This is a genomic window from Colwellia sp. SU-HH01172 (genome assembly GCF_057553355.1).
Genome location: NZ_BAAJMB010000004.1, coordinates 321902 through 336294, shown reverse-complemented (window position 1 = coordinate 336294; position 14393 = coordinate 321902). Strand labels below are relative to the sequence as shown.

Here is a 14393-nt window from a genome sequence, read left to right as displayed (position 1 = left end):
AAAATTACAATTTTAAAAAGCAACTATTTCAATATCAAAAACATAGTTGGCCGAACCTTTGCAATAGTGGTCATTAAGATACCTAAACACTATTAGCATTATGAAAAAATTAACTTTGGCTTTCACCCTACTCTTAATGACATTATTGACCGCGTGTAGCTCAACCTCAAAAGTCGCAATAGAGAAAAAGCCATTAATTTCTGACCATCATTTAATGCTAAGTTTATTAAATCGACCCATAACTCAAGATCAAAAAATGATGTTAGCTTTTGCAGAACAACGTGACAATTTTCAAAATTTATATTTCGTTAATGCCGTGGCAATAAAAGGTGAAAAAACTGAAGAAAACACGTCAACAAGAGCCTCTCACAGCTACAGTAATTTAATTGCACAAGACTTTAACTCAGTGCGTATTAGTGGTCCTAAATAGCGCAATTGGGCGAATAGTTACAAGAGCTCATTAGCGGCCTTTCACGAGTGAAACGCCCTCATTTTATCAATAAACTTAAACACTTAAATGAAGACTAAAAGTTTAGCTCAGTCCATTTCAATAGATTAAAAACATGCTGCCATTGGCTATCAAACTCAGCGGTAATTATCACTTCCTGTTGGCTAACGGGATGAATAAAAGTCAATTTTTTTGCAATTAACATTAAACGCTTAAAACCGAAGTGCTCACCAAAGAATGGGTTTTGTTTATTGTCACCATAATTGATATCACCAATAATAGGATGGCGCAGATGGGCTAAATGTCGACGAATTTGATGACGTCGACCAGTATGAGGTTGGCACTTAATTAACGAGTAGCGAACACTGGCATACTTCCCAAGTGGCAAAGGTAATGTAGCTGTTGCTATTGACTGGTATAGGGTTTGAGCACTCTGCGGCTCTTTATCTCGACTAACATTTTTATCACCTAATTCATCTAGCTTTTCTTTTAGCGCATAATCAATAACGCCGTCACCTAACAAATGGCCACGAGTTAACGCGTAATAAGTTTTATGAATATTCCTTTCGGTAAATGCTTGTCCCATTAACCTAGCAACATCTTGCGTCAAGGCAAACAGTAAGACGCCAGAAGTGGGTCGATCGAGGCGATGCAGAGGATAAACATATTGGCCAATTTGGTCACGAACCAGTTGTAAGGCAAAATAAATTTCATCTTTGTCCATAAAGCTACGATGCACAAATAGCCCGGCAGGTTTATCAACGGCAACAAGGTACTCATCTTGATAGATAATTTTTAATACCGGTTTTTCAACAATGACTGCACCGGCGTTTGCAATTGTCATGATAATGGCTTCTTTTCTGTCATAGTCTCACCACATTGCCAAGAACGATCAACTAACTTACCACTGAGTCGTTCATCAATGTCAGCAATAACATCAATAACTTTTACCTGACTAGTATAATTAAGTGTGCTTTCAGCCATAGGTGTGACCGCGATATTATTTGGTAAGGGCTGTTGAGTATTAGCCAATGTTGTTAGTCGCTCGATAAAAACAAACTGCAGCCATTGCGCAAATGTTAAAGTACCACAGCAAAAAGGCTGGCGGCTTTGCAGTGCAGCTGCACTGGGCGTTTTATCGCCCCACAGTTTAGCTGCCTTGAGCTCAAATTTCAGAGCATCTAATAAAAGAAGTAATTGAGAAAATGGATAAGTGCCTGCCATGAAGAGCGTCCAATAGTGCGGGATTAGCGGTGGAGTTAAAACGCTATTATCTCTATAATGGCGCGCTATAACAACTTATCTAACCATTTATAGTGATAGCACTTTATTATGAGCACAGCGCCAGACACGATTTCATCAATTTCAGAACTACTCAGCCTATCTAATTCCCAATATCGCATTTATGACATAGGGCGTCGTGTTGATAAAATATCAAAAGAGCAATTTGAAAAAATAGAAGCGGCACAATTACCTTACCCTTTTCCATCACAGGGTCATGCTTTTATCGCTATCGCATTTTGGCAAAAACAATCTCCGACTCCTTACTTATGGTTTGTAAAATTACCACTAGATGAACGCGGCTTGTTAAACCAAGGGGCGAGAAACCATTTTATTGCCATTATTGTTGAAGCATTAGGTGGAGACTTATCCGTTAATCCAACAGAACAACAAGAAGCATTATTGCAGAAAAATCCATATCATTTCACACCCGCGCAATATAAATTAGCCGCGGTAAATAGTGTGGTTTCTGTGGCTTTAAAGCAACCAGCCAGTAAATTTTATCAGCCTGCCATTAGTTATATGTCGGGCACAAATGGTTGGGATGCTTGGCAACATGTCGGTGTTCAAGGTTTGTCTGACTTTGCCGTTAGATTAAGTGAAAACGACAATACAAGAATGTTAATTAATGCATTTGAACATTTGCCGAAACAAGTGCTTTCGCCTTTATGTTCAAGCTTAGAAAATATCGTTTTATCTGCTGAGTTAGTTTTAGAAGTCACTAAGCGTTATCAACAAGCAGTGAGCGAGAGTGAGTCCGACATAGCGTTATCACTATTACGCGCGTTAGCATCAAGTACACAACACCCATTTGCCAAAAAGCTCATTGTAGATTTAATCAATAGCGAAAATATCAGTGAAGAAGCTTTAATCATCATCGCTGGCCGTTTATGGTCAATATTTAGTCATGAAGAAATACTTTTTAGCTATTTAGAACATTTGGTGAAAGATGAAGATCTGGAATTATTTGCCGCTATATTTAAAGATTTAGTTGCAATTCCGAGCACCCGCCCTTTACTATTGCAAGCAATTCGTTCACCAAATCGCAGTAATGCTTTAGCGCATGCTATCGGTGAGTTGTTTAAACCTTAAGGGATCACGTGGAAAATATTTACTATTTACTAATTGTTGCATTGTTGTTTTGGTATTTCGTGTATTTACGTAAAGTTTCTGAATATGCTCGTTCACATGCGAGTAAATACTGTAAACAAGAAAATTTGCAATTTTTAGCCATTGCCCGTTTATCAAGTCGATTTCGGTTTTCAAAACGTTATGGCCCACATTGGATCAGCCATTTCGATTTAGAGTTTAGCGGTGATGGGGAATCGAAATATCATGGCACCATGACATTACGTGGTTACAAGTTAGATAATATTGACACCCCAGCCTATCGTGTGAACTAAATATTAGCCATTCAATACGAACATCAAATTTCAGGCAAAGAAAAAGCGACAAATTTGTCGCTTTTTCTTTTTGATTATTAACCAACTCCTTGGTTTGCTATTCCGTAGCTAATCTTCCATATTTGTCAATTCACTCCGTGAATAACTTATGCTTCCAGCATAATGTCCCTATTTACCTTGCGTTAATAATCTAACGTCCTTATTTTAAGCCCATCCTTTGACTTTTTAGATACCATACTGTCCTTGTCTGTATCTATACGATTTTCCTTAACCGCTTGTCTCCTTGACATGATTAAGTATAGAGATTTCGATTTCTCAAAATAGATAGCAAAATTTTTTAATTTACGATTAATTTTTTCAAAACAACAGAAACAAACACAAAAACATTTTAAAACAAACGCTTACAGGATTTCAATGTAATTTTATTACGGAAATAGCCTATATTACAGCTAACAGTTGCAGACATATCTCACAAGACTACGGCCTAATTACAACTATTAACACTTTCTTTACAGCTTATTACTAACGTAAATAATTAAACTCAAGCAAAGCAACATCAATTAACAATCTATAGCTTTTTCAACGCTGACATGTTGCTAAAAATTAGGTACTCTTCACACTAAGTTATAGAGCATTTTATTTCAGCTTTGCTGCTATCAGTTTTTCCCAAGTTATTACCGGAGTTTTTGTGCAATTTATAAAATCAATATTTTGTTGGCAAGGTTTTGATAATCGTGTTCGTTTTATTTCTATTAACTTTTTAAGTTTCATTAGCTTTATTATTATCAATGAAACCTTTATTAATACTGCATTAGTTTCGGTAATCGCTTTATTGATATTATCAATAATATGCCTTACAACAACACAACGCCGATTAAGAGATGCACAATTGCACCGTAATTGGCTCCTAGCACCAACAAGTACATTTTTAATCTCTGGGTTAATTATTATATTTGTTGGCCATGGCAGTATATATTGGCTGCTTTTGGTGCCACTTTTACTCTCATTATTGCTGCTTACCTATCCTAGCAGTAAACCATTGCAATATATATTGGGTTATTTTGGCCCTGTGGATTTATCTGAATACCAAGAAAACAAAGCTAATAGCAACACTGGTAAGCGTATAGAGCCAACAATGAACGCGACATATTCTGCAAATGAATACCATCAGTCACTACATATCGATGCTTCAGCCGACAACTTAGCCGCAACAAAAGCGCAGATAATTACCAACAACCTAGCTCAAACGCCAGCATCAACCGGAGATCTTGGCGAGTCTATTCGACTGGCATTATTTAGTAATAGAAATGCACAAATTACTTTATCTGTTATCGCAGTGTTACTTGTACTAGCGATTTCAATGTCGCTTATCTTTGCAGAGCCAACAAAAGTTGTAGAAACTCAACAACCTGATGTTGCGACTATTGAAGGTAATTCAGATGCCTTGCAGCACCGTATTACACTGCCTGATAATTTTGACCTATTAGTCTCAACGCATAACGGTATAGTGATTAACTGGCAGGCAGACGCGACTGAACAAGAGCAACTGTGGGATATTACTAGCGCCGTTGGCGATAAAAGCTGTCAAAGTATTGCGTTTAATAAAGGAGAGACTATTAGAAGCTATATGGTCAATGTTGAAAATGAAGATGAGTATTACGCTTATTTCTCACCATTAGATACCAAAGCCCTAATCAAAAACCTCGCCATTAAAGGAAAATTTTCACTATGTGGCTATGAATTTTCTTTAAAAGGAAGCCAAGCGGTCCTTGGTAAAACAGCGTTTTATGCAAATTTATTATAGTACTTAACCTGAACTAGGAATTATGAGAATGAAAAACAAAACTATTTCAAAGTATTATCAACACTCAATTTAGGATAATGATATTTATGTCTAGTTCAAAGTGTTAAGTGTGCCCAATAACGAGTTATTGGCAACTTGAACAACGCAGAAATAGGCTTTAATTGCACTGCTGTAGCACTTTGCTTATCCCGAGTTAAGGTTACTTAATAAATTTACTAAAATTTGGACAAAAAAATGCGGTTCAAAGAACCGCATTTCTTAAACTAGCTTATATGCATCCTGCATTAAGTGATCCCGTTTCATCCCTAAAAAGCTTTCCTTAGCCTTTCCTAGCAAATCATTTGCTGTCCTTGTTATCCCTAACAGTAACTATCCAAGTTACACCTGTTGTCTTTATCTCATCATCCTGATGACGTTTCCTTGACAACTTTCCTTCTATCCTTGCGAGATATCCTATCTCTTCGCTATACTAAGCGTCCTTCTGGTAGCTAGCTACCCTTTTGGGAAAACCCGTGTCGTCCTGACAGTTGTAATATTAGAACATTCACTAATTTTTCAAAGTAAGTTTTTTTAAATAAATTAGATGTAATCAAATTGCAACATAAGGTTAAAACTTGTAATTAAATATAAAACAACAACTTACGTTAACATTACAGTATAGTAACGTTAGAAAAACACTTTATATCCTACATCAATGTGAGACATCTCCTACACTAAACACGCACAAACAGGCGTATATATTTTATCCACTAGTGTAGATCTTTAAGGGGCGCGAGAAAAAAGCATCCAGTGAGAAAATTTTACAAGTTATTTACACTGGCATTTATATTTTTTATATCAGAATAAGAGAGCAATTGGTGTGTTATAAAGATAGAAAGACATTCGCTATATCAATGTCAGAAATAGTATCTGTATAATTTAAAGAAGTACTCTTTTGCTCAATTCATCCAACTAAGTAAAGTTCGGACTCTAAAATCTATAATTGATATTTTTCTCTTTATTATTCCAAAAACAAGATACTGTGGTCGCCTAAAATTTGCTTTGATTCTTCAGATATCTTCTCTTTACATGCAATAACTAATAATTTTTGTGCTCTTGTCATTGCTACATAAATTAAACGTAAATCATCATCGGTAGTTGATTCCATTAGCTCTTTATCACTAAATGATTTTTTTATATGGTTATTAGAATCGAATAATACTAAAACAGATTCAGCTTCTAACCCCTTACTTTTATGAATAGTTAAAGCTCGTGAGCTTCCGCTGTGATGCGGAAAGTGTATGGTTGGTTTTTCTATACTCTGCTCTTTATAGATAAGAGGCTCACCAAACTTAGTTTTAAAAACAGCTTTAATTACATTTAAATCAAGTTCATCTTGCTTACTTAATCTGATCACTAATGACCTAAATTGTATCCGGGTAATATTATTTTCTGAGCAGATGTCAGTAATACTTAAACCTACTTGTTGAGAAATAGACTTTTCTAATATATGAATACATTTTTACTTTGATGCTCTAGTTCATTATTTAAATGTTCAACATAAGGCGAGAGCGATTTATTACTTTTTGCTAGAAAAAAAATGTTATCAGATAAACCCAATGATTTTCTTTTCTGATAAAAACCTTCAATTATCTGTACGGTTTCATTAGCTTCTATAGCAAAAACTGGACAGAAACTACCTTTGTCTGACGTTTGCTGAAATGATCTATTAAATGTATTAGCTAATGTAACAATCTCTAACGAAGAACGATAATTTATATGTTTTTCAACGTAGTTATCACAATTAGTTTTCATTAGTGGCAGCGGGAAGTCATTGAATGTTTTTGGTCTACGAGCACCGTTTTCAGAGCTGCCATAAGAAAAACCATAGATTGACTGGTTAGGATCACCAATAACGCTTAGTTCTGTTTTTTTACCTTTATAAATATCAGTAAAAATGTCATGGAGCCACTTGTATGTATCTTGATACTCATCCACGAAAACATATTGTAGTTTTAAAGATAATGTTTTTCTAATACGAGCTTTTGATACTAATTCTTTACACCTTTTGACCAACAAATCATTTGTTACTAAATTTGCTTCATCGAGAGCATTATATATTCTGTCTTTTTCTTTATTCCATTTACTATTTATAACTCTCTGTCTTTCAGTTGGATCTTCAAAAGTCTTTTTAGCCCAAGTTATAAAACCAGGTATTTCATCTTCTTTTTTAGATAATCCTGAAACGATTGAATAATCAGCTCCCTTGGGGAAGTGTGGTTTAAAGATAAACCTAAACAAGAAACTGTGAATAGTACCTATAAATACATTCGGAGGAATTAAAATCTCCTTTGAAAGCTTACTTTTAATACTAACAGTTGCGTCATTTGTATATGTAATCACACATAAAAATTTGTTGGTATCTAAAGTTACAATCTTTTCAATTATAGCTTTGACCATGCTAGTTGTTTTGCCACCACCAGCTCCAGCATATGTAACGGAAATCAATCAATAACTCCGACAAAATTAAAAGCATCAATAATGTAAGGAGGAATTGTAAATTTTGAATTATTCTCTAATTCACTAAGCAAATCAAAAGCAAACTCTGCTTTATGCTCTCCTATCAATTCGAAAACTTTGTCAGGAATGAGTTTTTTTCTAAACTGGTTAACTACATCTGGCTCTTTGGATTTATTTGGTCTGGTATTTTTAATAGCTTTATTTAAGAGGGTTCTTCCTGTTCCTGTTGAATTAGCTGCGATCAGTTCTTTTTCAAAGGTCGTTTGCTTTGAAATACAAACTTGTATGTGCTCACCATCAAAGTCTCGTTTTAATTTTGTTGCTCTATCTTTTGCCTTTGTTTCAGAGTCACTATCTGTAATAACAGCAGACTTTATGAAATAGCCATTATCTACAACAGTTAGAAAATTCCTAAAAGCAACCCCATTTACATTAACTATTTGGCAGTTCATCTTTTCAGGTTTTGAACCAAAATGTATTTCAAAAAGCTTAGGTATAAGTATCTGTTCAGCAATACCTTCCACAAAGATAATACGCCTACTAAGGAACATTATTGAATTAGTGGCATTTAGCCATTTCCTCAAATAATTTTTGGTTCTTTTTCCTTTTGCATCATCTTTTATACCGCTTAAAAGGTAATGAGAATCAAGTTTCCCCTTATTATTGAAAATAACGACTGTATTATTTACATCTAAATAAGATGAAATATGGGTCGAATGACTAGTCAAGATTATTTGTCGATTAGAGCTATCGTTGAAAAATCCATTATCTGTAACACTTTCAGCAAAATGCTTCTGTAAAATTGGACTTATATGAGCTTCGGGTTCTTCAATAGCAATCAGACGAAAATCCGGAACTTTAGCCTTACTCTGAATATGAGATAAGACGAGAGCCATATACAAAAGGTTATTTCGGCCTAATCCATTATTTTCTATACTAATAGGTTTATCGCCATACTCTAAGCTTATCTTTTTTAGTAACTCACTTAGATTAAGGTCTGAAAAGCTAAAGTTGATATCCTTTTTACTTGTGTCAGTTTCAAGTGAAAGAACATCCAAAAGCTCTGTGATGTCATTTTTTATTGTAAATAATGCGTTTTTATCTGTACCTATCGCTTTATTAAGCTCATCCGCGCTCGATTTTATATCGGTATATTCAGACTCATCTCTATTGTTGAGTATTCGATAAAGTAATCGATTCTCTCTTGATGCTGATAATTCAGTTTTAGCATCTCTTAAGGCATCAAGAAAATCTATTTTGATAGGTGCAAGCTGAAAACTATCTGGTTTAATCCCACCTAATCCTGCAGTAATTCTATATTTATAATCGAGGATTGGTAAATCCACACTGTCTATTCTCAATTGCTCCGCTTTATCTTTTTCCTCACCTTCTAGTTCTTCACTTACAATAGGGATAGCATCTCTAATACTGTTAACCCATTTCGTTTTGTTCGCTAGGTTACAATAGAATTCGTATTTCAAAGTAGCGGTTTTATGAGCGTCGTCTTTATACCATTCATATACTAAAGCCTCTTCATCATCATTATTGAAGTCAGTAAATGTTGCTTCAATAGTAATTATTGGGAAATCAATATCAGATGAGATTACAGTTAAATCTGCGACTGACTTTTTAAAGGATTGCACCGTATCGTAGTTGAAGTCACTTATCGATAATCCTCTCTTTTGATAGCTTATAATTTCATTATTAAGTATCAAGGAGATGGCATTCAGTAAGTTAGTTTTTCCTATATTATTCTCACCGATGATCAATGTTGTTGGTTTTAACTCAATAGTAAAAGCCCGAAGAGACCTATAGTTTTGTATTTCCATTTTACATATGTGCATAAGAACATCTCTAAATTAGTTGGCGAATTTAACCACCTCATTACGTGGCTAATCAACCTTAACCACATTATTGTATTTTTTAATTAATAGTGTTCTTCGTTAAGTGGTCAAATAAACTAAAAAGCACTATTGCTTATTAAAATCTAAATTTTACTAACCAATTTCAACCACATTTCTACATTTTGGAAATGCACTGCATCCCCAGAATTCATTACCTGCATTATTACCTTTAGTGGCTTTACGCAATACCATCTCAGCATTACATCTTGAACAAGGTTTAGAATCAGGTTTTTCCTTTACTATTTCTTTGACATGCTTAATGTGTTGACGGTTAGTTTTAATACTTAGCTCTAACCGAGCACTTTCGATTTGCTCAATAATGGCTACTACTTCATCTTCACTAAAGGCAATATCACGTTTACTTTTGATATATTCAATACCGCCTCTCGCAAACCTTACGTTATCAGGCATTTTAGTTTTAAAAGTACTATCACCAATAAAGATAATGACGGAAAAAACACAATCATTCTTTGCGTTACATCTTGTTAAGAGAAGATCTTCTAACGCTTTAACATGCTTATAATTTTGGTGAAGTGGATTTTGAAATTGAGACTGGTGTTTAAAGATTTGTTGGGTCCATTGCTTTTGGTTTTCGCTACCAAAAATCCAACCTTTCATATTCTTGGTTTCAACCACAAAAACACCATATTTTGATACGATGATGTGGTCAATTTGAGTGGTGCCATGTTTTTTACCATCAATAAAAGTAGGCAGCGTTACATTTTTTATAAGGTGATATTCATTTTTGTCTAAGAAAAACTTAATGAGCAAGTTAACTTGCCACTCACCGAGTACACCTTTGAACCAAGCTGACTTTATAATGACAGCAAGCATGAATATTGGTATCAGATACCACGCGGCACTGAATATCATGTTGAGGTAAATTGATAAATCCATTTGTTTTTTCTTCCTTTTGGCAACGAGCAATTGCCAATTTAATTATGCTTTGTTCTTCAGAAACCTATCATCATTTTCTTTGTTAGGCATCATACAACTATCGTATTTACCAAATAATGAATACCGATTTAGGGCTATGCGGTCATAAAGCCAATTTCTTATTGCCGTTGGGATTATTTTGAATACGTATAATATGCGCCATGGGAATCCAAGCTTATTTACGACATTTAAAAATGCATCACTTTTATCAAAGTAGTGGTTACCTTCAACATACAACATCGTATCAAAATAATCCGTTGGCATATTAAAATGCGCTAGTATGCTCTGGCCTTCAGGAGATTGTACGCTACATAGTTTAAAGCGCTGTCGGTTATCATATTTAATGATGAATTTGCTCCAAGCATTACAAAGCTTGCAGATACCATCAAATAAAATCACACAGTCATTTATATCAACGTTAGGAGGATACTTTTCGATAGTCATACCTCCTCCTTTCTGTACTCATTTTTTATTTCTTTCTTTAGCTCGACAAGTAAAATCAAACTAAAACCAATTAGGGCAATATTGGTGGTAACGGGGTTAAATGCTTCAATAAGAAGTTGAGGCTGCAATATTGCGACAAAACATAATAAGCCAGAAAGTCCGATAATGTTTAATAAAACTATCGTTTTATTGCGATAAAAAATGAAGAATAAAACTCCGAAAATAACCTCTCCAATACCCGCTGACTTAGTAACAAAATATGAAAGCTCGTTCGATAAACCAATGCTGGCAGTCATGGCTTTTTCTAATGGTGCGATATGAACAAGTTTTGGAAAAATCCCATGATATAACCAACTAAAGGAAATAATGAATCTTGCAATTTGTAGTGATGACAAGGTTGGCCTCTTTATTTTTGATTTAAACTAATTACTTAAGCTGTCCGGTTCTGATTGAAGGGGTATTAAACCACTGTCAACCTTCGCAATGTAAACATAACCAATCAAAACGACAATAGGTATATTCTTAGTTATTGGTCCGAATGGGTGTAACCAAAAACTCGCATCAACAACGGTTAAAATTAACGTATAGAGAGCTATCGTTGCCACTTGTACAATGCAGCATAACTTTGTTTTGACTGAGGTTAGCAGCCAAAGCCCAAGTACTATATCTAAAGCACCTCCAGCATAAACGGAAAAGTTTGCCATAGAACCTGTGATATTGGCGCTTGCTAGAATTTCATAACCAATTTCAGGAGAGAAATAAATTGAGGTTAGTCCTGTAAAAAACCATAAAAAGGCCAATGCATATATTGCAGCTTTATATAATTTTTCTTGGTGATTTTGTTTCATAGTTATGGCCTAAGCAACAGGGAATGGCTTGAAAACCATTAGCCAGAAAATACCTATGATTGCTGTAAAAGCAGGAATGCCCAGCAGCGTCCATGTTTTCATCAACGACTTAAACTCAGGTGTAACTTGGTTTGAATCTACAGATATCTTGGCTAACTCACGTAATTTGTATTGAATACGAAGTACAGGTAACCAACAGATTCCGATGAATGCAAACAGTCCCACAACCCAATAAAACCATGGCGCTAAAAATGAATATCCTTGCATGTTCATCAAAAGTACCCCTGTTATGATTTGGGTAATAACAGCAGGTGTAGTGAAAATCCAATCGCCTAAAATCACATGCTTGGCCGTTATATAAATTGCTTGGGGATTGTTGGAGCGGTTAGCCATAAACATAAAAAAGGCAATGCCAGCACCAGTACCTGTTACGACAACCGCAGCTAGAATATGGATTAGTTTAATAACTAAATAATGCTCCATCATGCTTCTTCCCTTATCCCTTCTGAACACAATTGTTCTTCATAGTGAATACCTAACGCATCAAAATAAGTATCGAATTCACTTAATTCAAGCATACCTGCACACGGTTTAGCGCCTGTTTCCTGTTGATGACTTTGGTCACCACTACTCAAAAGCTTTCTTGCTAAAATAATAGTGGAAAGCGTTGGAATATAAGGGCCATTGCCTTTGGGTGCATACAAGGTCCATTTTATTTTTTTCGCGTTACCATCATTACCCTTACCACAAATAAGTACTTCCATTGCTCCTTTATCACTGCCAAAGGGAAGGAATATATTACTGGTGCTTACGATAGCTTTTGATAACGGTGCCCAATTTTTTACTAAACCAATTTTTGAAAGATAGGCCATACCGACCATTGTTTTATGTAATATTGGAAGCTCTAAGCCTGCTTGAAAGCTAACTTGTTGCTTTACACCATATCGGCTAGGAAATAACTCTAAATCAGGTACATCTACATTAGCCAAGTGGCGCTTACCAACAAAGCCACCAAAATCATTTACCTTAGAATCCATCCAGCCATAAACATCTTGCCAACGACCTTCTTTAAATACATTTAAAGGATGTCCTGTATAGGACAAAATGGCTTCAACTGTTGCTAATCCTCGTTCTGCTTTATTCCCCGGAGCAATAGCTATATTAATTGATTCGATGGTACTAAATTGATTTTGATAACTCTCAATCACGGCTGAAGATAGCCCTGGCACTGAACTAGCGCCACTTACGATTAATACACCTTTATCTTTTGCTTCATTGTCTAACTCAGCAATATCACAAACAAACCTTCTGTCATCGGCTAAATCAATATAATGAGCGCCACACTCAATGCATGCTTTTGGCACACGATAGTCTTGCCCCTGAAAAGGACCACTGGTATGAATAACAAGGTAAGGAGAAAGTGTAGCTAACTGATCTTTAAAATCATCAGCGAAAATATCTATGACTAATGGCTCTAACTTAGCGGCTGAAGTATTTCCTAGATTTGCTACTAGTGCTGACGACTTACTTAAATTTCGACCAGCAATGAGTGCGGTTATATCTTCAATACTGGTAAGGTTCTCAACAATCCTTTTACCAAAATTTCCATATCCACCAAGAACTATTACTTTTTTCATCCCTTAAATTCCTTACATGGTATATCAAAATCAACATGGTAATGTTCATCATGCCTTACCCAAGAACGTTTTTTAGAGAATTGAATGTGCTTTTTAAGGTATAGTCTGTATGATGTTTTGAAAAGCTCGGGTTGTAACTTAGGATCAAAAATTACTCGCCATAAATCGACACTTTGTGCTTTCGCCTCTTTATGCAAAGCAACGATATGAGCAGCTAATGCAACGAAATCAATAGTGTATTCCTCATATTTCCCTTTGCTATCAAATTCAATGTTGTAGCCAAACTTGTTGAGTGGATGAGTTGGCAAGTGCACTGATTGGCCTGACTCATCTTTAACAGGTGTTATAAAGTCTACTGATAATCCATTGCGATGAGTTTTATGCGGTTTGAATTGGCCGCCATCTTCAAACCCTGTTTCTGCATACTTAAAGACTTTGTTGGGTTGTTCGGTTTCTAATGATTTATATGCACTTGTGATGATTTTTTTTACTTGGGAGTGGACATAAGTTCTACCAGCTAATCTAGCAATATCACTGTAACCTACATAGTTTTTTCCTGAGCTAGGCAGTTCTATTCCATTTTCTAAACGTCCTTTAGAGGTTGTTCCATAACAGGTGCTTTCCTCTGCTATAACGACATAAGAAAATAAGCTCAAAATCAACATACTGGATCTTAATATTTTCATAATTTCCTTTTTATTTTCCAGTTAATTCCATAATAAATAGCAGCACCGACTAGACCACTATATAAACACAACTTGTGTAACACCGACACTGAGATCAAGCCTAAAAACTGGTTATCTAGGGTAAAAGGAAAGAATGGTTCAACATCAGAATGCATAATACTATCGAGCAAGACATGACTGAAACTGCCGATAAAAGCACTTAAAAATACCACCCACCAAGCAATAGGTATTAAATTGTTAGTTTTAGAAGTTTTAAGTATCTTCAAGCCAAGTTCTGATAGATATTTACCAGTCAACGCTGCAAAAATGGCAATTAATATTGCGCCAACATAGGTGTGGGTAAAACCATGTAAGTAACCTTCGCCAGAGATCAAAACAATGAGCGGCTGAATATCCATAATAATTTGAGTCCAGCCAAAGACCATTAAACTAAAGCTGCCTTGCAGCAAAGATTTAATCAGAATTCCGGGTCCCATGTGTATAGGTGTGAATGGCATAGCTAT

At 35.4% G+C, this 14393-nt stretch carries 17 protein-coding genes; 4 read left to right on the top strand and 13 right to left on the bottom strand.

The features are described 5' to 3' along the window. Positions 1-100: 100 nt before the first annotated feature. The gene (locus tag AC27JP_RS12950) at positions 101-430 is read left to right on the top strand and encodes a hypothetical protein (RefSeq protein WP_487115720.1); all 330 of its coding nucleotides are present in this window, start codon (positions 101-103) and stop codon (positions 428-430) included. Between the two features lie 94 nt (positions 431-524). Here the strand turns inward: AC27JP_RS12950 and truC are convergent, their stop codons facing one another. Then, a complete protein-coding gene (gene truC, locus AC27JP_RS12945) occupies positions 525-1292 on the bottom strand; it encodes a tRNA pseudouridine(65) synthase TruC (protein WP_487115718.1) in 768 nt (255 codons plus the stop codon). After that, positions 1289-1672 (bottom strand): YqcC family protein, encoded by a 384-nt coding sequence (locus AC27JP_RS12940; protein ID WP_487115717.1) that lies wholly within the window; start codon positions 1670-1672, stop codon positions 1289-1291. The genes truC and AC27JP_RS12940 overlap by 4 nt, the downstream gene beginning before the upstream one ends. 108 nt (positions 1673-1780) lie before the next feature. Here AC27JP_RS12940 and AC27JP_RS12935 point away from each other — a divergent pair, with 108 nt between their 5' ends. The 3 genes from AC27JP_RS12935 to AC27JP_RS12925 all read left to right on the top strand — a co-directional run bounded on the left by AC27JP_RS12935 (position 1781) and on the right by AC27JP_RS12925 (position 4936). Then, positions 1781-2821: a DUF3549 family protein gene (locus AC27JP_RS12935; protein WP_487115715.1), complete on the top strand. Its 1041-nt coding sequence runs from the start codon at positions 1781-1783 to the stop codon at positions 2819-2821. An 8-nt stretch (positions 2822-2829) separates the two neighbouring features. Further along, complete coding sequence (locus tag AC27JP_RS12930) at positions 2830-3132, top strand: DUF3301 domain-containing protein (RefSeq protein ID WP_487115713.1); 303 nt, start codon at positions 2830-2832, stop codon at positions 3130-3132. A gap of 688 nt (positions 3133-3820) precedes the next feature. After that, the gene (locus AC27JP_RS12925) at positions 3821-4936 is read left to right on the top strand and encodes a hypothetical protein (protein WP_487115711.1); all 1116 of its coding nucleotides are present in this window, start codon (positions 3821-3823) and stop codon (positions 4934-4936) included. Between the two features lie 1000 nt (positions 4937-5936). Here AC27JP_RS12925 and AC27JP_RS12920 read toward each other — a convergent pair. From AC27JP_RS12920 to AC27JP_RS12870, 11 genes are all read right to left on the bottom strand, one after another. Beyond that, positions 5937-6332: a 3'-5' exonuclease gene (locus tag AC27JP_RS12920; RefSeq protein WP_487115709.1), complete on the bottom strand. Its 396-nt coding sequence runs from the start codon at positions 6330-6332 to the stop codon at positions 5937-5939. A gap of 86 nt (positions 6333-6418) precedes the next feature. Continuing rightward, positions 6419-7423 carry a UvrD-helicase domain-containing protein gene (locus tag AC27JP_RS12915; protein WP_487115707.1) on the bottom strand — a complete coding sequence of 335 codons (1005 nt, stop codon included), beginning with the start codon at positions 7421-7423 and terminating at the stop codon, positions 6419-6421. Continuing rightward, entirely contained in the window at positions 7420-9279 is a 1860-nt protein-coding gene (locus tag AC27JP_RS12910; protein WP_487115705.1) for an ATP-dependent nuclease, read from the bottom strand. Before AC27JP_RS12910 ends, AC27JP_RS12915 begins: the two co-directional genes overlap by 4 nt. 153 nt (positions 9280-9432) lie before the next feature. Further along, positions 9433-10236, bottom strand: a complete 804-nt coding sequence (locus AC27JP_RS12905) for a nuclease-related domain-containing protein (RefSeq protein ID WP_487115703.1) — start codon at positions 10234-10236, stop codon at positions 9433-9435. A gap of 42 nt (positions 10237-10278) precedes the next feature. After that, entirely contained in the window at positions 10279-10719 is a 441-nt protein-coding gene (locus tag AC27JP_RS12900; RefSeq protein ID WP_487115701.1) for a thiol-disulfide oxidoreductase DCC family protein, read from the bottom strand. Beyond that, on the bottom strand, positions 10716-11114 hold the full coding sequence (locus AC27JP_RS12895) for a DoxX-like family protein (protein WP_487115699.1): 399 nt from the start codon (positions 11112-11114) through the stop codon (positions 10716-10718). Before AC27JP_RS12895 ends, AC27JP_RS12900 begins: the two co-directional genes overlap by 4 nt. 27 nt (positions 11115-11141) lie before the next feature. Continuing rightward, a complete protein-coding gene (locus tag AC27JP_RS12890; protein WP_487115697.1) occupies positions 11142-11567 on the bottom strand; it encodes a DoxX-like family protein in 426 nt (141 codons plus the stop codon). Positions 11568-11576: 9 nt separating this feature from the next. After that, a complete protein-coding gene (locus AC27JP_RS12885) occupies positions 11577-12053 on the bottom strand; it encodes a DUF2269 family protein (protein ID WP_487115695.1) in 477 nt (158 codons plus the stop codon). Beyond that, entirely contained in the window at positions 12050-13204 is a 1155-nt protein-coding gene (locus AC27JP_RS12880) for a saccharopine dehydrogenase family protein (protein ID WP_487115693.1), read from the bottom strand. Before AC27JP_RS12880 ends, AC27JP_RS12885 begins: the two co-directional genes overlap by 4 nt. After that, on the bottom strand, positions 13201-13890 hold the full coding sequence (locus AC27JP_RS12875) for a penicillin-insensitive murein endopeptidase (protein WP_487115691.1): 690 nt from the start codon (positions 13888-13890) through the stop codon (positions 13201-13203). The genes AC27JP_RS12880 and AC27JP_RS12875 overlap by 4 nt, the downstream gene beginning before the upstream one ends. Continuing rightward, entirely contained in the window at positions 13887-14387 is a 501-nt protein-coding gene (locus AC27JP_RS12870) for a metal-dependent hydrolase (protein ID WP_487115689.1), read from the bottom strand. Before AC27JP_RS12870 ends, AC27JP_RS12875 begins: the two co-directional genes overlap by 4 nt. Positions 14388-14393 lie beyond the last annotated feature (6 nt).